Below are 18,956 nucleotides of genomic sequence, written 5' to 3'. Positions count from 1 at the left end.
GGTGGATTGGAGTGTCCAATTGGATTAGGGGGCTATATAGACTGAGTACGCTATTTGCTCATAAATAACCCAATATTGCACTTTGACGGACACTGGTTCCGCTATTAACCGAAATTTCCGATAAATCAGGATATTCATAACGAATAACGGATCGTATGTCCGCGAGTACTCCTAAATGGGTGCTTTTGGATGAAATAAGGTACCTCATGTCCGCTCAATGAACGCTTAATGCCCTCTCATGTCTGCTCAGCTATTAATCCTATTTTTACCAAGATTACTATTAGCTCAGCTTGTTAAAAGTTTAAAATAGGGGTTAAGCTTCCACCCTGCTAGTCAATATGATATATTTTTGATATATACTATATTATGTCATTGTAATTGTATTACTAATGATGCAAAGGAGTGGTCGCTGGCAATGATTAAACATATCGTATTTTTCAAATTAAAGGATGCTTCTCTGGAAAATGTTGAGACAACAGCTACAGTATTACGTGGTTTAGATGGTAAAGTTGAACAGTTACGTAGTCTAGAGATTGGGGTCGATGTGATCAAATCTCCACGTTCTTACGACATCGCTTTGGTCGCAACTTTTGATTCACTTGAAGATTTAGAAGGATATCAGGTTCATCCAGAGCATAAGAAAGTCATTGAGTATATGAATCAGGTGCGCGAAAGCTCTGTCGCTGTCGATTATGAATTTTAATGTTCTAGGATAGAGGAGGAAGCCCTGTGTACTATGTGAATCGTGAACAAATAGAGCGCAGGCTGAATATGCTGCCCGAACTTGTACAAGTCCTGAGAGCTACTAATTCCCTGAACGAGAAGACCTTGATAGAACATTATGCCGAGGGGCGTGCCCTTCATTTGGCGATCGAGGTTGTCACGGATGTGGGGAGTTACTTAATCGATGGGTTTATCATGCGGGATGCCAGTAGCTACGAAGATATCGTAGATATCATATACGGTGAAGGAGTCATTGATGGCGACTTACATTTAGTATTGATTGAATTGGTACGCTTACGTAAACCATTGGTACAGGATTACATCGATTGGAATGGGCAAGGGACGAGAGAATTAATTAACCGTCTACCGGAATGCTTGGAGGTTTGTGCTAAGCGGGTTCGGGACTACCTAGACAACGAAGGAATCAAAGTCTGACAAGCATTCAAAATTTATAGTCTAGTTATTGTGTCGGGACAATCTATAGTTGCTTATAATGTATTAATTATATAGGCATTAGCCCTGGTTTTTACTTGGCATTGCCGAATAGGGAGAGATGGGACATGAGCAAAGAAAACAAAGGAAATAAAGGTTGGGTATGGGGCGCTGCAATCGGTGCAGTTGTGGGCTCGGTAACAGCATTACTGTTCGCTCCAAAACCAGGCCGCGAGATTCGTAAGGATATAGCTGAAGGTGCTCGTCAAGTTGGCGAAAAAACAGCAGAAGTGGCTGAGATAGTCAGCGAACAAAGTGTTCAATTAGCAGGAAAAGTCAAGGATACTACAGAAGGCTTGATTCAAGACTTTCAAAGCTGGCGTGCTACTAAAGAAGATGATGATAAAGAGAAGATAGTAATTGTATCCTCCTTCTCTGATGAGAACGTGGTTGAGGAAGAAGTTGAAACGGCTGTGATCGGAATTTCTACGGAAGAAGAAGCAGTTGCCGAGGTTGAAGAAGAAGTTGTAGCTGCTGAATCTAGTTCCGATCCCGAAGTAGAGAGCAAGGCTTAATTTGGAATAAAAAAAGAAGAGCTGAAAAGACCCGGTGAATCGGGTCTTTTTTGTCGGTGCGGGGATATAGGCAAAGGACTTGTTTCTTGTGCCATCCTATGAATTGAGTTAAGATTTAGGTACGCTTTATGCTGTACAGACATAAAGTAACGGAGAGAATTCTAAACTAATAATAAAGGAAGCGGTATGTTCGTGCAGCAAGCCATCGCAATATTAGACTCAGGAGTAGGGGGCCTTACTGTCGCTAAGGAAGTTATGAGACAGCTTCCCCGAGAGAAGATTATTTATTTTGGAGATTCGGCCCGTGCTCCTTACGGACCTCGTTCTCCGCAAGAAGTGGCCTTATTTACCGAGCAAATCGTAGACTATCTAATTCAGTTTAATCCTAAAATGATTGTTATTGCCTGCAACACGGCAACGGCGTTTGCACTGAATTATATTAAAGAGAAAGTAACAATTCCCGTGATTGGTGTTATTCACCCCGGTGCTCGTGCTGCCATTAGTGCGACCAAAACGGGGAAGGTTGGTGTAATTGGAACAATCGGAACAGTTCAAAGTGGCGCTTATTCTGCGGCGTTGAAGGAATTGAACCCGGCTATTGATATTTATAGTGAAGCGTGTCCTGCATTTGTCCCACTTGTAGAACAAGATTTGTTTGAGACACCAGAGGCTTTGGTGGTGGTTCAAGACTCCCTCAGAGAGATGAAGCAACAGCCAATTGATTGTCTTATTTTAGGTTGTACGCATTATCCTTTTCTAAAGAATAGAATCAAAGAGGTAATGGGGCCGAAAGTCAAACTGATCAGTTCTGCCGACGAAACGGCTAGGGAGATCAGCACCGTCCTGTATCAAAAAGGGAAACTAGCACGGGGTAATGATATCCCCATCCACCAGTTCTTTTGTAGTGGTGATGCCGAAATGTTTCGGAAGATCGCTTGTCAGTGGTTAGGAGAACAGATTGAATTAACGCCGATCGTATGGCAGACCCCAGTTCTTCATGATTAACGTGCCAAACCACCTTTGGACGGAAGTCTTCCGCCAAAGGTTTTTTTATAATGAAATAGATCCTTTTCTTACCTTTTTCAGGGTATCCTAGGCCATGAGGACTTTTGTGGTTTCATGCATGCGCTTTCTTTTTAGTGCGAACAAAATAATGAAAGGAGCATGAGTATGCAATTAATTGCTATGCTTACCATGTTGATCGATCATATTGGACTCTTATTTTTTCCAGATCAAATGATCTGGAGAGTGGTTGGTCGGATTGCGTTTCCCCTTTATGCGTATGCGCTTGTTCAAGGATATGTCCATACATCTTCATATTCGAATTATGTATTTCGGCTGTTCTGTATTGCAGCTTTATCGCAAATTCCCTATCAACTGGCATTTGATACAAACAGGTTGAATGTAGTTGCATCCTTGTTTGTAGCCATATTGGTACTTCGTTTGCTAAGCAAGATACGGTCGGGGATTCTGGCAACGATGCTCATAGCTATGATATGTGTGTTTCTTGAAGTATTTCCTTTTGAATATGGGGCATATGGACTACTACTTGTGCTTATATTCAAATATGCGAAGTCTCACGAGCTGTTTATCATGCATCTGTTACTTAATCTAATTTATATGTTCTCTTACGGCTGGGTGATCCAATTCGTAAGTATCATACCAACTTTAGTCATCGTATATGGCCCGGGGATATGGACTAGGCTTGAAACTAGGTCTTTACCAAGCTGGATATGGCGGGCATTTTACCCGGTTCATCTTGTGATATTGATGATCGTGGGTTATTTTATCGGAAAATGAAGGAGGGATTTAATTGACTTCTACAGCCAATGACGCTCCTCAGTCGATCGTATCCGTAAAGGGCGGGTATCGATATGCTGATTTGGTGGATCAGTGTGAACACCTTCTGTCGAAATACGATTTTCTGAATAAAGAGGTGATTGGCACTAGTGTGCTGGGCAAACCTATCGTTGCGCTGATTCTAGGTACTGGATATGAGCAGGTACATCTCAATGCAGCGGTCCACGCCAATGAATGGATCACTACCCCGTTGTTGCTGCGGTTTATTGAAGAGTTAGCTCAGGATATCAGCTTAGAGGGGACCGTCGACAAGGAGTGGGAGGCCAAAGACTGGCTGGAAAAGGTGACGATATATGCCGTCCCGATGGTGAATCCTGATGGGGTTGATTTGTCGCAGGACGGGATACCGACTGATTGCCCCTTCGCGAATGAACTGGAGAAGTGGAACGGTGGAGATCACGATTTCAGTCGCTGGAAAGCTAACATTCGTGGTGTAGATCTGAATGACCAGTTTCCGGCTTACTGGGAAGAGGAGGTTGCCCGCAGGGGAACATCGGGGCCTGCCTCACAGGATTATGGGGGAATGAAGCCCCTATGTGAACCTGAGGCGATTTGTCTAGCCGAATTCACGCGAGCAAGGAGCTTCGACCGAGTGATGTCGCTTCATACGCAGGGAAGAGAGTTATATTGGAATTACCGGGATATGGAGCCGTCTGGAGCAGAAGAAATGGCAACTCGGATAGCTGCTGCGGGGGAGTATCAAGCGATTAAGTTATCTGGTAGCGATGCCGGATATAAAGATTGGTTCATCAGCGAGTTTAGGCGCCCAGGATTTACGCTAGAGGCAGGAGAAGGGGTCAACCCACTCCCACCGGAACAGTTCGAAGGAATTTATGAAGAAGTGGCGCCGATATTGGCTCAGTTTATCCGGGGGTAACCCCGGTTTTTTTCAGTTGAAATGTTAATGGGTTCGTCACTCAGGCAGAACGGAAACATCCTTAGAATGAGGGTAGAACCTGCTGTGCCACTGCCACTCTTTCGATATTAAACAGAACAATTTCGACTTGAAATAAGCTGTTGTCATAAGAAATATCCAATAACCCGTTACAATCTTCTACGGTCCTTTTTATATTTTTCAGACCAATGCCATGGACTTGCTTGTTAGATTTCGTAGATGCGATCTCGCCTTTCATATTTGTACGAATTTCATGTACATACGGATTTTGAATTCGAATGAACAAGCTCTCATTAAGATATTGCATATGTACTTTTATATAACGCTCTATATTCTCTTTTTCTTTACACGCTTCAATTGCATTATCTAATGTATTTCCTAGAATAACACTGATTGTTGTTGTATCAAGCTCCATCTGTGGTGGGATGTTTAAATCGAAAGTAAAAGGGATGTGGTACTTTTCAGCGGTTTGCCTTTTGTAGTTGAGAATGGAATCGATAATAATATTTCCACTATGGCAGACTCCAGCAAGATGTTCCATACCGCCAAGTAATTTATCAAGCTCATACAGGTCCTTTTTTTCTACACCGGATTGTAGTTTTGCACGTAGTCCCACCAGGATATTTTTGAAGTCATGTTGAGACTTGAACGACTCCTCTTGCATTTCTTTGGTCATAAGATATTGATTTACATAGTAAGCGTTTTGTTGCTCTAATAATTGGCTCTTACTCTTCGCAGATTGCACACATAAGACCCGATCGCATAAGACAAATAATAAGAAGTTTATGATAAGTAATCCACCGGAAGTGATGGAGAAAAGGACTGGATAAGTCCGGAAAAACATGTTAGACGTCAATAAGGCTATTCCCATAATGCTGATAAGTGGACAAAAGAACAAGAGACCCCAATACCAACTGGACAAACTTCCCTCACCATATGATGTAGCTATTCGCGTTGAAATTAACACCAACATAAACATGAGGAGCTTTGAGAGGAACAGGTTAATAATATAGCCCTTTGATGAATAAGCAGCCGGCATTACAACGTCACTAAGTAGTATAAGAGCAAATACAAAAAAAGCGGCACATACCCTCCACTTAAGACTGCCCCTATAGAAAAAAGTCAACAAGACAACTAAACCTATATTTAGCATAAGCATGACTATGCCAGGGATTGGACACAAGCGCAGAGCAGCGCTACATGCGAAATATATAGAATAGAGTGTGTACAAATGGATCTTTCTTTCCACCCGGCACACAAAACAGTGACTGTAGAAATAGTGAATGATGACGGACAGAAATGGGAGTGTAGCTAGATAAAAGAGTTCTTCATAGAATACATCGCTAAGTTCCAATAAGATCCCCCCTGAACTTCAAATAGTGTTTTCTGACAGAGGAACTGTTCTTCTCACTGATAGGTAATTCTATCCCTGTTGTGAGTATGATCTTCCTACTTAGTATTTCTTTAATAAAGTAAAAATTCACGATATACGACTGATGTATTCTGATGAATTCTCTGATAGGAAGTTTTTTCTCTTCTTCGTTTAATGTGCCGTAATATTCGATTCTATCAACTCTAGTGTTTAGAATAACTTGTCTTATATTACTCTCCAAATACATGATATCCCGGAAGGGAACTAAAACTTCTTTACCCTTTTGATGTACGGGGAGGAAGTTTATTGTGCCTTGTTGGCGTTTGCGAATGGCTTTGTGAATGCTAGGAATCAGTTTGTTATTAAAATTGTCCGTATCAATAGGCTTCTTAATGAACCCCGATGGTTGAACATCGAAAAGTTGTAGATGATATTCTTCGTGACTAGAGATATAGATAAGCTGCACCGCATCATTCTCATCATTCGCCCGTAGTGTGTGCCCCGCCGTGATCCCATCCATGCCTGTCATCTCGATGTCCATACAAATAATATCAAACGGGCAACCACTCCGAACGGCGTTAGAGAAGCTCTCTCCTGAGTAGAAAATATAAACCTCTATTTGTTCAGCAAAGTTATGTTGAGTATCCATGATTAGCATCTCAATCTGCTGAGTTACCTTTAAGTCATCATCGCAAATAGCGATATGAATCATTTCAACACTCCGTTCAACAATTATGGGCCGCAATTGCGGAATTTGTATGTTATATGCATTATTCTATAGACACTTTTGGGAAAATCAAGCGAACCCAGAAAGTTCATTTGCCGAACCTTAAAAACGACATAAACTACCCTAATTTTAACAAACCGTGCCTTGATCCAGCGAAATTATGCTAATTAGTAAGTACGCAGTAACACAATAGAGGAGGCCTTTATTTGAATACAACGATTTTCGAAGCAAAAGGATTAACCAAACGGTATGGATCATCACTTGCACTGCAGGATATCAATATGACAATCGATCCAGGTGATATATATGGTTTTGTTGGAGAAAATGGTGCCGGGAAAACCACCCTCATGAAAGTGATAGGCGGCCTGGTCCATCCGACCGATGGAAAAATATCGTTGTTTGGGAAAAGTGACAAGAAAGATCTCAATTACGCTAGACGTCAGGTTGGATTTCTAATTGAAATGCCAGCCTTGTATCCTCATTTAAATGCAGAAGAAAATCTAATATTTTATTGCCGTACTTATGGCATTAAGGATGATCACAGAATAAGGATAGCCGATGTGTTGCAGGCTGTGTCTTTGTCAGATTCTGGTAGTAAGAAAACGAGTGATTATTCTCTTGGAATGCGGCAGCGTTTAGGACTAGCAATTGCGTTGCTTAATAACCCGAAGTTTCTGGTTCTAGACGAACCTATAAATGGTCTTGACCCATCTGGGATTGTAGAAGTGCGAAAGATTCTGGAGCATTTGGTCAAAGAAAGAGGAGTTACTATTTTAATATCGAGCCATATTTTAAATGAGTTGCAACTATTGGCTACCAAATTTGGTTTTATCCATCATGGGCGGTTAATCAAAGAAATCTCTGCAGCTGAATTGCTGAAATCGGCGGAAACACGGATCTGTATTCAAACACCAAATCCAGCCCTAGCTGCCCAAATCCTGAAGTATGAACTTCAACTGGAATCCATAGTGATCACTGAAGCTGGAGAAATTCAAATTCCTAAAGAAAATACGGACCTAGAAAAACTGATGTCTATTCTTCTACAGAAAGGAATCCAAATGGAAGGAATCAACGTATCTACCCCTAATCTTGAAAACTACTACATGGATCTAATAGGAGGGGCTAACTCATGAGGGATTTTCTGAATGGCCAAACTTTTTATTTGAAAAAGGATACAACTTTTCGAAGCATCTGTTTCATATTTCTTATTGGAAGCATTGCGCTGCTAGTTTTGACAGTATCAAAAGGCGGAATGGATATTAGTAGCCCAATGAAACCTCTAAGCATGGCTGCTTCTTTTTCACTTTTTCTGTATTTTGTTATTCCGATGCAAGCTTGTTTTTTTTCAACAGAGGGATTTGAATATGGATCCGTCAAAAATATTATCGCTTCAGGGCAGAGTAGAACGTCTTATTTTATGGGGAAGTTTCTTTCGGAGATCAAAGTCATCATATGGTGTGTGCTCCAATTTACAGGCCTTTTCTATGTTTTGTATATGATTGTAACCCTAATTTCAGGCGCTCATATTGGAGATGACAGTCTAAGAGAAGATGCAATAGCCGGATTTACAGCACTTGGTTTCAATATTATGTATCTGGCCGCCTACTCTGCCATCGTCATGATGGTGGGGATGCTCGTTAGAAAAACGGCTTCCGCGATAATCATCACTTTTGTCATCATATTCGGTGATTTTTTACTAAGCGGGTATCTTAAAGACTCTTCTTCTGCTTTTTTGCGCATGGTTTCTGACAATACACTAATGACTCAGATTTTGAAGTTTTCCGGCATGTATGTTAAAGATTCAGAGCGAGTGTTGTTAACAAGCATGAACGATTATGTTCACGTAGGCCTTATCCCATTGATTATCATAGCCATCTGTTTAACCGTTACCGTCATTTCTTTTGAGAAAAGAGATATTCATACTTAATAAGCTGTGAAGGAGTCTTAGATGATGAGATCTATTATAGCTAAGGTTTTATTAGTTGTTGGCATTGTATTATTGCTATGCTTCTTTGGAGGTTTAGTGTATCTGCACTATGATTATTATACGAATATGCTCCCTTCGTACGCTTCAACGCCGTTATATGTTTACAATATAATTCATGGAATCATATTTTTGGTGCCAAGTATTCTATGCTTTATCATATCCCTGATATTACGTTCAAGAGCTGATAAACTCAAAACTTTAATTCTTATCGCAAGTACTTTTATAGCCTTACTTATCTTTTGTATGCTTTTTGTCGGCATCAAGCGGGTTTGAACTTTAGACTCAGACATTCCTTCAAATATGGCTCGTGAGGTGGTAAGTTTGGCTTTGCTGCTGCTTGCACGATGCGACATGTTTCTTTACAATAGGAATGTTAGATAGTTCATACGCGATAGGAGAGATCATATGAATGTCAAAATTACCCGCAATGCGGCTAAGGTGATAAAGAAAGAGCTGGACAAGGAAGAGAACAAGGGACATGCACTGAAGGTGTTCATTACTCATGCGCATGGAGATCATGCTCATTACGGTCTAGATTTGACCAAGCCAACGGATAAAGACAATGTTGTCTCAACAGATAAAGAAATCGATGTGATCATTGATCCAAACGAGCCTTTACTTGAAGGTATAAAGATTGATTATCTGTATTTCCCAGAAGAAGGCTTTGTCATAACTAATCCTTCCAAAGGAAATCACGGAGATCACTAGAAGAACAGTGTAGGTGTAAGGGTAGCCTTATATCATTATACAAAAAGAAGGGATTTACAATGGCTAACGATATTCGCATATGTGAAAAATGTAATCATATACGTATGAAGACGTTTATACCCAAGTTGCAAAAGCTAGCACCGGATGCGGAAATTACAATTGGGTGCAAATCTTATTGCGGCCCTTGCGGCAAACGTCCCTTCGTATACATCAACGGTCGGTATTTAAGCGCACCGACTGAAGATGAGGTGCTAGCCAAAGTTGCACCATTTGTGAAGAAACCAAAGGTATAAAGCTCTTCGGAAATAATAGTATATTACAGCAAAAGGCTGCCTATATCTTTGGATATAAGCAGCCTTTTTTTCGTGTGCGGATCGGAAACTTACTTGAATTTCAATTAATCTGTTTTACTCAATCTATTGTTTAGTTCGTAATTCCGGAATAAGATCGTCTGAGATCACCTTGTCAGAGAGCGCTAGTCGTTTCTTAGCTTCCTGATATCCAATGCGACATTGCTGGGCAGCAACCGTCTCACGAGTACCTAGATCGTAACAGGTGCCGTTCTCGAACAAATTGTCGGGTGAAGGTACATAATATTGATTAACGTCTGTAAAGGCGCCTGAACGCAACACAACAAAGTTGTCATTAAGGTCACCATCGAATAGATTATTGCCCATCATGTAATATTTTTCGGTTGATATACCAAGTAAATGGAGCAATGAAGGGGCCATATCCAGTTGACCGCTCGGCTCGTCATAGATACCGGCTTGTTGTCCATCTGGTAAATGAATGAGCAATGGCACCTGATTCATGATTTGTTGCATATCAAGATCGGATAAGGATTTCCCGAGGAACTTTTCGTAATCCACTTGTTCAGGAAGCGAATTGTCATGATCTCCGTAAAGGTAGAGAATCGTGTTGTCCCACAACCCATCCTTTTTCATTCCATCGACTAGCTCACCTAATGCCTCATCCATATAATGGATCGACTCGAGGTAGTTGCCAAAGATAGAGCCTTCGAATTCCCCAACATCCAAACTTTGTACAGAGGCTGGAAGAGAGTAAGGATGATGACTCGTTAATGTGATTAGGAAAGAATAGGTGGGCTTACTAGCCTTGTTCATAAATTCAAGTGATTGACGGAAGAACGATTTATCACCAAGCGACCAGCCAAGTGATTCATCCATCACATAGTCTTTTTTGGTGTAAAAGTGGTCATAACCCATTGCATTATACATATTATAACGATTCCAGAAGCTACCTTCATAAGCATGGAAGGCACCAGTCTCATAACCATGACTCTTAAGAATTTGTGGCATAACGTCAAATGTATGATCGGGATAACGGACAAATACTGAACCGGTTGGCAGTGGGTGTAGTGAACTTTGGGCCGAGAAATCAGCATCTGAAGTACGGCCTTGTCCTGTTTGATGATAAAAATTAGAGAAATACATACTTTCTTTCATCAGTTTGTTGAAGTTCGGTGTGATCTCTTGTCCATTGATCTTTTGGCCGATCATGAAGTTCATAAACGCTTCTACTTGGACGACCATCACATTACTATCCGCATAAGCACCAAAGGTATCATTCTTAACGTTACGGCTAGCGCTAGCAGCATCAAACCATTGCTGTATCTCGGTGCTTTCCTGCGTAGACAGAACGGGCTTATTACCCAGATGCTCCTTGCTGTATTGATAGATGTCATAATAATGAAAACCAAGTAATCCAGTGGCATTGTAGAGAGAAAGATTCCACCAATTACCTTCAAATAATTCACTAGCCCAGGTATTTGCATATGATTTGATCGGTCCTATCGTCATAATAAATCCTAAAATAAAAACGATAATACCGGTAGCGAAACGGCGTAAATGCGGCCGTAGCTTCTTGTGTGATGACATGTGGTTTGAAAAGCTGCTGGGGAACGTTGAACGAGTGCCTTTTTTATAATGATGGCGGTACAAGATGATGGCAAACACGAGAATGAACCATATTACCCAGTCAGCAACGAGCCAAAGATCTGAGAGATGAATCAGCGATTTGATACTTTCTCCAAGTTCTCCTACTTGTCCAGCCTGTAATAACACCGGAACCGTAATGAAATCTCCGAAATATCTGTAATACACTAGATCAGAGAAAATAAGTGCCGTAAGCAATACATTTAACACACATAAAGCGATGGATCTTGCCCCTTTTGGCAGCCAGAAGGTCCAGAATGATAGTAGCATGATGGAACCTAGTGCAATGAGATCATCCAGCCGAGTCATATCAATATATCTGGCATGCAAATTCCCGTGGAGGAATTTGAGTTTATAAAAAATGGCAAATAAAAAAATAAGGTACCTTAGCATTCTTCAGCCCCTTTTCCAATTAGAATGGGAGAAACCCTCCCTCTAGGTCAATTAATGACGCGGAGGAAGGGGTCCGAAATACTGATAATATTGACATTCGATTCGGCCGTTAAAAAGCTTGCGTCGTTTGTCTGCTTTGCGATGGAAGATCTCTTCAAACCGCTCAGTGGGGCTAATTGCGAAGAATGACCAGGTTGGAAGTTCGGCAGATAAGCGACCAAGGTGGGCGATAAGCTTCCGTACTTCTTTCTCTTCCCCAATCCGTTCTCCATAAGGAGGATTAGTGATAAGGCATCCATAATCCCCTTGGGGTTGAATTTGTATGGCTGGTGCTTGGAGGAATTTGATCTCCTTCGAGAACCCTGCGGCTTTAGCTGATGCGATGGATATTTCAATCGCTTCTGGGTCAATATCACTTCCGGTAATGTTCAAAGGAATATCATCTGTCACCGCATCATAGGCTTCTTCTCTAACTTGTTGCCATAAGGCTTCAGGCAGAACAGGCCATGACTCGGAATTAAAGGTCCTGCGAAGCCCTGGAGCGATATTCCAAGCAATCATCGCAGCCTCGATAGGAAGCGTCCCTGATCCACAACATGGGTCATAGAATGGACGGGAAGGGTTCTGATTCCAACGACTTAAGAGAATGAGGGCCGCAGCCATCGTTTCTTTAAGTGGTGCTTCCGTTGCATGTTTACGATAGCCCCGTTTGTGTAATGCAGGTCCGGTAGTATCCAACGTCAGTAAAGCTTTATCGTTCAGCAAAATGATCTCAATGACGTAACGTGGTCCGGTCTCTTCAAACCATTCCGTATCGTAAGAAAGCTTAAGCTTCTCAACGATCGCCTTCTTGACGATACCTTGACAAGCTGGAACGCTGCTAAGCTGAGATTTATGTGATCTACCCTCTACAGGGAATTCTCCATCAGCAGGAATCCAATCTTCCCATGGCAAGGCTTTGGTTCCTTCAAATAATTCGTCAAATGTTTGGGCTGTGAATTCGCCCATCTTTATTAGAATGCGGTCGGATGTCCGTAACCACAGATTACATTTACAGATATCAATGTAATCTCCAGTAAAGTTAACACGACCATTTTCGACGACGGTATCACGGTAACCTAACTCATTTAGTTCACGCGCTACAACAGCCTCAAGTCCCATTGGGGCAGTAGCGATTAGATTCAATTGTCCTGGCATATTAGCATATCAACTCCATTTAAACTTGTAGAAGTGGCTCTTACTTGTGAGAAAGCTGCAAAAACCATACAATTCAGTATAGGACAATGTGAAGCTAGATACAATCAGGTAGCTTACGAAAGGAGTAAATAACTTATGCAAACCCCTGAACAATATAGCGAGGATTTATATTTGAAGGACGAGGTATTGGAGCAAGTAAGGCAATCCATTCTGGATAGTGGTTTAAATGACGTATCCATCGAAACAGGTTATGGACGCTTATTAACGCTGCTGGTCATGTCGTCTGGAGCCAAGTCCATACTAGAAATCGGTGCACTTGGTGGATATAGTGGGATCTGTCTTGCAAGAGGACTACGTGAGGACGGTAAATTGTTGTCTCTTGAACTCAAGGAAGCAAATGCCCAACTGGCGAAGAATAACCTAGTGAATGCGGGATTTGGACATGCGGTAAATTACATGATCGGCCCGGCACTATACAGCCTAGAGGAATTGGAGAGCCGAGACGATCGGTTTGATTTCTTCTTTATTGATGCGGATAAGGAGAACTATCCAAACTACTTAGAGTATGCGATACGATTGTCACATCCTGGAGCACTCATTATTGGTGATAACACGTTTCTTCGCGGAAGAACGTTAAACAGTGACAAAAATGGGCCTTCTGTATTGGCCATGCGTAAATTCAATGAAATGATTGCTAGGGACGAGCGGTTGATCAGTGCTTTCCTTCCCTCTTACGATGGACTTGCCTTAGCCAGGGTTAAGTGATTTAGGCTTACTATATAGCTTCATTCTTACCCAAATGGTGTTGATGAATAGAAGAACACCAGAGACGATAAAGAGACCTTCGATTCCAATATACCCGGATAGAAATCCACCTATGAGTGAGCCGAGCATGTTTCCTAGCGCGAGTGTGCTGCCGTTGAAACCATAAGCTCGGCTCTCCATGCCTTTAGGTGTATAGAAACGGATCAGCGCATTGACGCTGGGTAGTAACCCTCCCATGAATATCCCCATTAGAAAACGAATGAGAATGAGTTGCCACACCGTATGAACGAACGCTTGAGGTATTAGTGTAGCCGCCGCTCCTATTAAGGAGAAGGTTAAGATGCGATGGGCACCAACTGAATCGCTGAGCCTACCGAGCAGCGGTGAGGTAATCATGTTGGAAATACCTGTAACAGCTATGACAAACCCGGCCCAGAATGGCACGTTAGTAGCTACTCCGTGAAGCTTCTCTACATATAGAGGAAGGAGTGACATCGGACTTAGCATAGCAAATTGGAGTAAGAAGGTTACGGCGAACAACGCTGTAAGCTGTGGAGTTTTGTTCAACTCGCGAAAACCCTGAAGCACAGAGATTTGCGGCGCTTGGGCTGCTTCTTTACGATCGAACTTCTCGCGAACGAATAGTAATGCAAGAATAGAAGCAACAAACAACAAGGTGCCAGTAATATAAAATATCGGCCGAAAACCAACCCATTCAGCTAACAGTCCCCCAATGAGCGGACCGAGAATAGTACCAGCGACATTACCAGATTGAATCGTTCCCATGGCGAAGCCCATTCGCTTTTCGGGTGCAGTTCCTGAAATGAGCGATACCGCAGCTGGATTAAATCCGGAAATCGTCCCATTAAGTAACCTAAGAGCAAGTAAATGCCATGGCTGTGTCGCAAACCCCATGAGGGTAATAACGATGGCCATTCCAAAACCAGAACGTAGTAGCATAATCTTCCGCCCATATTTATCGGCCAATTTCCCCCATAACGGTTGAAAAATAAATGAAGTTGCAAAATTGGCAGCAAAGATGGCTCCAGCCCAGAGCCCAATTTGGTGTTCTCCCTGAACATGCAAATCTCTTGCCAAGTAGAGCGATAAGAACGGGGTGATCATAGTCATTCCTGCATTGACCAGGAACAGTCCGAACCAAAGCACAATGAGATTGACTTTCCATGTCTTCAAAGTGCGTTCACTTCCTTTTCTAGTAGTCTCGTTGTAGGCGCAATCTTCTCAGTATATCACAGTTTCTGGAATGATCTGGACCCGTTGAGGAACTCTAATAGGACTTGTCATACTATTGTCATGGGTATTGTGTCTATGACAGTTGTTACTTACTTTTAAAAAGGGCATAATATAAGTTGGATAAATTTTAATTATTGGAGGTCTCTTTCATGGCTTATAACGACCGGTTTATTCGTGCCTGTCAAGGACGGGAAGTGGACCGTCTCCCGGTTTGGTACATGCGTCAGGCAGGTAGATACGATCCGGAATACCGTAAGATTAAAGAAAATTATAGTTTGCTTGAAATATGTCAGCAGCCGGAACTGGCGGCTGAAGTAACGCTAATGCCAGTTAGGAAACTTGGTGTGGATGCGGCTATTTTATATTCGGATATTATGAATCCGGTTGCTTCGATTGGCATTGATTTTGATATCGTTAAGAATATTGGACCTGTCATTCACAATCCAATTCGTAACGCGGAAGATATCAATCGCTTAAAGCCAATTGATGTGGAGAAAGACCTGTCACATATTCTTGAAACGATTGCTATTCTCGATCGTGAACTTGACGTTCCACTAATAACTTTTGCTGGTGCTCCCTTTACGATTGCCAGTTACTTAATTGAAGGTCGTCCATCCAAAAGTTATATCCGCACGAAGAGTATGATGTACAGTGAACCGCAGTTGTGGCACTCATTAATGGACAAACTCGGTGACATGGTGATTACGTATTTGCGCGCTCATGTGAAGAGCGGGGGCAAAGCCTTCCAACTATTTGACAGCTGGGTAGGTGCTTTGGCTCCAAGAGATTTTGAAAAATTCGTACTACCGACGATTACTCGTATTTTTACCGAACTTCAGGATTTGGATGTACCGAAGATATATTTTCCAGGGGTGAGCTCTGGAGAACTACTCCCTAAGCTTACAGGTCTGCAAGCGGATGTCATCGGGATTGATTGGCGCGTGTCCATTGAGGAAGGACGCCTGCGGACGGGCGGAAAGTTTGCAATTCAAGGTAACCTAGATCCTTATATCTTGACTGCCCCAATGGATATAATTAAACAGCATGCAAAAGATATTATTGACGAGGGTATCAAGCAACCTGGTTTTGTGTTCAATTTGGGACACGGTTTATTTCCAGAAGCTTCACTTGAGAAGCTGCGTGAACTGACAGAATATGTTCATCACTACTCTGCTGAAGCAATCGCACGACAGGGTTCATTGCAAAAGTGAATTAAAAGAAAAATGACATTTGCTACTAGAGTGAAATGATTCTGAAGAAGCGGAGCGTTCGCCTTTGTCCCCGAATTTCAACCAAATAAAACAGTTTAATTAAGAAATTCGGGGACAACAGCGATCGTAAGAACATTTCACTATAGTAGCATAATCTTTTGGATAGAAATCCAAATAACAATATCGAGGTGAGGCAAACATGGCAACTAAAGTTGGTGTATTAGTCATGTCTTATGGAACACCAGAAAGCTTGGAGCAAGTAGAATCTTATTATACGCACATTCGCCGTGGTCATCCTCCTACAGCTGAACAGCTTAAAGATTTAAAGGATCGTTATGAAGCCATTGTGGGTGGAGTTTTCCCTTTGCGTGCCAATACGAATAATCAGGTGGCCTCCTTACAAGAAGCATTGAATGCGCGAAGTACAAATGCTGAAGTGGAGTTTATATGCTATCAGGGATTAAAGCATGCTAATCCGTTTATTGAAGATGGCGTAGCCAAAATGGCTGAGGACGGAATCAAGGAAGCTATCGGAATTGTACTGGCACCTCATTACTCAGTTATGAGTGTAGGTAGTTATATTAAACGGGCTGAATCTAAGGCAGAGGAACTAGGGATTTCGATGAAATTCATTAAGAATTATCATCTACATCCAAGTCTCATTGAGGCGTTGGCAGCTAGAGTATCAAGTAAGCTGGATCAATTCGTTGAAGCAGGTGCGGAGCGAGACAAGGTACGGGTACTATTCAGTGCGCACAGTTTGCCGGAGAAAATCCTGCAAATGGGTGATCCCTACCAGGATCAATTACTTGAAACGTCAAGAGCGGTGGCTGAGAAGACAGGGGTAACTTCGTGGCAGTTCACTTGGCAAAGTGCCGGACGTACAGCGGAACCATGGCTTGGTCCAGACATTCTGGACACACTACGCACCTTAAGTCAGGAACAAGTTGAAGATATTCTTGTGGCACCGATAGGCTTCGTGTCAGACCATCTTGAAGTGTTGTATGATCTGGACATTGAGGCCAAAACCATTGCGAAAGAATTGGACATGCGGCTTGAACGGATTGACTCGCTAAACAGTGATTCACTCTATATGGAGACGATGAGCGATGTCATTATCAAGACATGGGAGAAGGAATAAGTAATCTATGAGTGATACAAATCGCAAGGTCGTCATTATTGGCGGTGGTTTGACTGGATTAAGCGCTGCTTTTTACATACGTAAATTTTACAGTGACAAGGGACTCACCCCGCAAATTACGATTGTGGATAAAGAGAGCAGATTGGGTGGCAAAATTGAGACACTTCACCGGGACGGTTTTGTTATTGAGAAAGGTCCCGACTCTTTTTTGGCACGTAAAACAGCCATGATCGATCTTGCTAAGGAACTAGAGTTAGATCATGAGTTGGTGTCCATGAATCCAGAGGCCAAGAAGACTTATATTGTCAAAAAGCGGGAACTTCATCCCATGCCTTCGGGACTTGTACTGGGTATTCCCACTGAGCTTGGTCCTTTTCTCAAGACAGGTTTAATTTCTTGGGGGGGGAAGGCCCGGGCAATGATGGACTTCGTCCTTCCAAGAAGGAAGAGTGAGGAAGATGAATCTCTTGGTGAATTCATTGAACGTCGACTTGGTGCCGAAGTACTTCAGAATGTAACAGAACCCTTGCTTGCTGGTATATATGCTGGAGATACGTACCATCTGAGTCTCCAGTCCACCTTTCCGCAATTTGGGGAGCTGGAACGGAAATACGGTAGTTTGATCAAAGGGATGATGACTGGTAAGAAGCCAGTTGAAACCCATACGGGTACTAAACGCAGCGCTTTTCTTACGTTTCGTCAGGGGTTGCAGAGTCTGATTCATGCATTGGTACATGAATTGGAGGATGTTGATCAGCTGTTAGAAAGTGAAGTTTCATCTATAAGTAAAGTTGATGGAGCGGGAACGGGTTATCAAATCGTATTATCTTCCGGGGAGAGTCTTTCAGCGGATGAAGTAGTAGTAACGACCCCAGCTTTTGCAGCAGCGGAGTTACTACGACCTCATGTTGACGTTAGTGCAATGGAGGCTATCAACTATGTCTCGGTTGCCAATGTTGTTCTGGCTTTTGATAGGAAAGATTTGAAAGGGCTGTTTGATGGTTCAGGTTTTCTTGTTCCGCGTAATGAAGGGATGAGCATAACTGCCTGTACCTGGACAGGTGTCAAGTGGTTGCATACTACCCCAGATGACAAAATGCTACTACGCTGTTATGTAGGGCGTTCTGGGGATGAGCAGAAGGTGTTCCTTTCGGATGAATCGCTTACCGAACTGGTACTTAAAGATCTTCATGAGCTAATGAATATCACGGCTCGGCCGCTCTTTACTGAGATTACTCGGTTGCCCAAATCAATGCCGCAATATCCTATCCATCATTTGCAGCACATTGCCGGACTACGTCAAAATATGGAATCTTCTCTTCCCGGTGTGTACATTACGGGTGCAGCATTTGAAGGTGTGGGACTGCCAGATTGTATTAGGCAAGCCAAGGAACTGGCTCAACGTATGGCTAATAAGGCCCATAGTAAATAACATGAAGTCCAGAACCCCTCCCTGCAAAAATAGGTTAGGGGTTCTATTTATTTTAGGTTAGCTGATATAATAAAATGAATCATGCTCTATGTTAGCTATGCTTCGTTTGCCAAGACGGACATGAGATGCCTTATTTTGTTCAAAAGCATGGATATCGGAGCAATAGCGGACATAGGATACGTTATTCGTTGTTATTGTACTGATTTATCCGAAATTTAGGTCAATAACGGAACCAATGTCCGCCAAAAATGAATAACAGGGTATTTATCAGTAAATAGCGTACCCAGTCGGTTCAACCCCCTAAATTTGGACACTTTCCACATCATTCT

At 42.3% G+C, this 18,956-nt stretch carries 19 protein-coding genes; 14 read left to right on the top strand and 5 right to left on the bottom strand.

What is annotated here, in order from left to right; genetic code table 11:
• The first annotated feature begins 415 nt into the window (after window positions 1-415).
• The 6 genes from EJP82_RS26565 (at window position 416) to EJP82_RS26540 (ending at window position 4,467) form a co-directional block, all read left to right on the top strand.
• Window positions 416-703 carry a Dabb family protein gene (locus tag EJP82_RS26565; RefSeq protein WP_127195093.1) on the top strand — a complete coding sequence of 96 codons (288 nt, stop codon included), beginning with the start codon at window positions 416-418 and terminating at the stop codon, window positions 701-703.
• A 26-nt stretch (window positions 704-729) separates the two neighbouring features.
• Window positions 730-1,158 (top strand): DUF86 domain-containing protein, encoded by a 429-nt coding sequence (locus EJP82_RS26560; protein ID WP_127195092.1) that lies wholly within the window; start codon window positions 730-732, stop codon window positions 1,156-1,158.
• Between the two features lie 125 nt (window positions 1,159-1,283).
• Window positions 1,284-1,730, top strand: a complete 447-nt coding sequence (locus EJP82_RS26555; protein WP_127195091.1) for a YtxH domain-containing protein — start codon at window positions 1,284-1,286, stop codon at window positions 1,728-1,730.
• A 186-nt stretch (window positions 1,731-1,916) separates the two neighbouring features.
• Window positions 1,917-2,735 carry a glutamate racemase gene (racE, locus tag EJP82_RS26550; RefSeq protein ID WP_211350325.1) on the top strand — a complete coding sequence of 273 codons (819 nt, stop codon included), beginning with the start codon at window positions 1,917-1,919 and terminating at the stop codon, window positions 2,733-2,735.
• 159 nt (window positions 2,736-2,894) lie between these two features.
• Window positions 2,895-3,530, top strand: coding sequence for a TraX family protein (locus EJP82_RS26545; protein WP_342773699.1), 636 nt, complete (start codon window positions 2,895-2,897; stop codon window positions 3,528-3,530).
• A 13-nt stretch (window positions 3,531-3,543) separates the two neighbouring features.
• Window positions 3,544-4,467, top strand: a complete 924-nt coding sequence (locus EJP82_RS26540) for a M14 family metallopeptidase (protein ID WP_127195089.1) — start codon at window positions 3,544-3,546, stop codon at window positions 4,465-4,467.
• A gap of 61 nt (window positions 4,468-4,528) precedes the next feature.
• Here the strand turns inward: EJP82_RS26540 and EJP82_RS26535 are convergent, their stop codons facing one another.
• Window positions 4,529-5,839, bottom strand: a complete 1,311-nt coding sequence (locus EJP82_RS26535; protein ID WP_127195088.1) for a sensor histidine kinase — start codon at window positions 5,837-5,839, stop codon at window positions 4,529-4,531.
• Entirely contained in the window at window positions 5,829-6,569 is a 741-nt protein-coding gene (locus EJP82_RS26530) for a LytR/AlgR family response regulator transcription factor (RefSeq protein WP_127195087.1), read from the bottom strand. The genes EJP82_RS26535 and EJP82_RS26530 overlap by 11 nt, the downstream gene beginning before the upstream one ends.
• A 221-nt stretch (window positions 6,570-6,790) precedes the next feature.
• On the opposite strand from EJP82_RS26530, the gene EJP82_RS26525 reads away from it, so the two are divergent.
• The 4 genes from EJP82_RS26525 (at window position 6,791) to EJP82_RS26505 (ending at window position 9,572) form a co-directional block, all read left to right on the top strand.
• Complete coding sequence (locus EJP82_RS26525; protein WP_127195086.1) at window positions 6,791-7,717, top strand: ABC transporter ATP-binding protein; 927 nt, start codon at window positions 6,791-6,793, stop codon at window positions 7,715-7,717.
• Window positions 7,714-8,511, top strand: coding sequence for a hypothetical protein (locus tag EJP82_RS26520; protein WP_127195085.1), 798 nt, complete (start codon window positions 7,714-7,716; stop codon window positions 8,509-8,511). Before EJP82_RS26525 ends, EJP82_RS26520 begins: the two co-directional genes overlap by 4 nt.
• A gap of 465 nt (window positions 8,512-8,976) precedes the next feature.
• A complete protein-coding gene (locus tag EJP82_RS26510) occupies window positions 8,977-9,279 on the top strand; it encodes a HesB/IscA family protein (RefSeq protein WP_127195084.1) in 303 nt (100 codons plus the stop codon).
• A gap of 59 nt (window positions 9,280-9,338) precedes the next feature.
• Window positions 9,339-9,572, top strand: coding sequence for a YuzB family protein (locus EJP82_RS26505; RefSeq protein ID WP_127195083.1), 234 nt, complete (start codon window positions 9,339-9,341; stop codon window positions 9,570-9,572).
• Between the two features lie 123 nt (window positions 9,573-9,695).
• Here the strand turns inward: EJP82_RS26505 and EJP82_RS26500 are convergent, their stop codons facing one another.
• Together EJP82_RS26500 and EJP82_RS26495 are read right to left on the bottom strand one after the other, a co-directional pair.
• On the bottom strand, window positions 9,696-11,627 hold the full coding sequence (locus tag EJP82_RS26500) for an LTA synthase family protein (RefSeq protein WP_127195082.1): 1,932 nt from the start codon (window positions 11,625-11,627) through the stop codon (window positions 9,696-9,698).
• 51 nt (window positions 11,628-11,678) lie between these two features.
• Window positions 11,679-12,824, bottom strand: a complete 1,146-nt coding sequence (locus tag EJP82_RS26495) for a THUMP domain-containing class I SAM-dependent RNA methyltransferase (protein ID WP_127195081.1) — start codon at window positions 12,822-12,824, stop codon at window positions 11,679-11,681.
• Window positions 12,825-12,959: 135 nt separating this feature from the next.
• Here EJP82_RS26495 and EJP82_RS26490 point away from each other — a divergent pair, with 135 nt between their 5' ends.
• Window positions 12,960-13,589: an O-methyltransferase gene (locus EJP82_RS26490; protein ID WP_127195080.1), complete on the top strand. Its 630-nt coding sequence runs from the start codon at window positions 12,960-12,962 to the stop codon at window positions 13,587-13,589.
• On the opposite strand, the gene EJP82_RS26485 is transcribed toward EJP82_RS26490, so the two are convergent.
• Window positions 13,572-14,783: an MFS transporter gene (locus EJP82_RS26485; protein WP_127195079.1), complete on the bottom strand. Its 1,212-nt coding sequence runs from the start codon at window positions 14,781-14,783 to the stop codon at window positions 13,572-13,574. The genes EJP82_RS26490 and EJP82_RS26485 overlap by 18 nt on opposite strands.
• A gap of 209 nt (window positions 14,784-14,992) precedes the next feature.
• Here EJP82_RS26485 and hemE point away from each other — a divergent pair, with 209 nt between their 5' ends.
• From hemE to hemY, 3 genes are all read left to right on the top strand, one after another.
• Window positions 14,993-16,054, top strand: coding sequence for a uroporphyrinogen decarboxylase (hemE, locus tag EJP82_RS26480; protein ID WP_127195078.1), 1,062 nt, complete (start codon window positions 14,993-14,995; stop codon window positions 16,052-16,054).
• A 199-nt stretch (window positions 16,055-16,253) separates the two neighbouring features.
• On the top strand, window positions 16,254-17,195 hold the full coding sequence (gene hemH / locus EJP82_RS26475; protein ID WP_127195077.1) for a ferrochelatase: 942 nt from the start codon (window positions 16,254-16,256) through the stop codon (window positions 17,193-17,195).
• A gap of 7 nt (window positions 17,196-17,202) precedes the next feature.
• Window positions 17,203-18,627, top strand: a complete 1,425-nt coding sequence (gene hemY, locus EJP82_RS26470; RefSeq protein ID WP_127195076.1) for a protoporphyrinogen oxidase — start codon at window positions 17,203-17,205, stop codon at window positions 18,625-18,627.
• Window positions 18,628-18,956 lie beyond the last annotated feature (329 nt).

Source organism: Paenibacillus anaericanus (genome assembly GCF_003994475.1).
GTDB classification, from domain to species: domain Bacteria; phylum Bacillota; class Bacilli; order Paenibacillales; family Paenibacillaceae; genus Fontibacillus; species Fontibacillus anaericanus.
The sequence above is the reverse complement of the archived record's forward strand: the minus strand, read 5'-3'. Positions and strand labels throughout refer to the sequence as shown.

Bases quoted from the DNA above. Each gene is read 5' to 3' on its own strand.
- EJP82_RS26500 (WP_127195082.1), bottom strand. From the start codon at position 11,627: ATGCTAAGGTACCTTATTTTTTTATTTGCCATTTTTTATAAACTCAAA.
- EJP82_RS26490 (WP_127195080.1), top strand. From the start codon at position 12,960: ATGCAAACCCCTGAACAATATAGCGAGGATTTATATTTGAAGGACGAG.
- hemH (WP_127195077.1), top strand. From the start codon at position 16,254: ATGGCAACTAAAGTTGGTGTATTAGTCATGTCTTATGGAACACCAGAA.
- racE (WP_211350325.1), top strand. From the start codon at position 1,917: ATGTTCGTGCAGCAAGCCATCGCAATATTAGACTCAGGAGTAGGGGGC.
- EJP82_RS26520 (WP_127195085.1), top strand. From the start codon at position 7,714: ATGAGGGATTTTCTGAATGGCCAAACTTTTTATTTGAAAAAGGATACA.
- hemY (WP_127195076.1), top strand. From the start codon at position 17,203: ATGAGTGATACAAATCGCAAGGTCGTCATTATTGGCGGTGGTTTGACT.
- hemE (WP_127195078.1), top strand. From the start codon at position 14,993: ATGGCTTATAACGACCGGTTTATTCGTGCCTGTCAAGGACGGGAAGTG.
- EJP82_RS26565 (WP_127195093.1), top strand. From the start codon at position 416: ATGATTAAACATATCGTATTTTTCAAATTAAAGGATGCTTCTCTGGAA.
- EJP82_RS26505 (WP_127195083.1), top strand. From the start codon at position 9,339: ATGGCTAACGATATTCGCATATGTGAAAAATGTAATCATATACGTATG.
- EJP82_RS26530 (WP_127195087.1), bottom strand. From the start codon at position 6,569: ATGATTCATATCGCTATTTGCGATGATGACTTAAAGGTAACTCAGCAG.
- EJP82_RS26495 (WP_127195081.1), bottom strand. From the start codon at position 12,824: ATGCCAGGACAATTGAATCTAATCGCTACTGCCCCAATGGGACTTGAG.
- EJP82_RS26510 (WP_127195084.1), top strand. From the start codon at position 8,977: ATGAATGTCAAAATTACCCGCAATGCGGCTAAGGTGATAAAGAAAGAG.
- EJP82_RS26545 (WP_342773699.1), top strand. From the start codon at position 2,895: ATGAGTATGCAATTAATTGCTATGCTTACCATGTTGATCGATCATATT.
- EJP82_RS26555 (WP_127195091.1), top strand. From the start codon at position 1,284: ATGAGCAAAGAAAACAAAGGAAATAAAGGTTGGGTATGGGGCGCTGCA.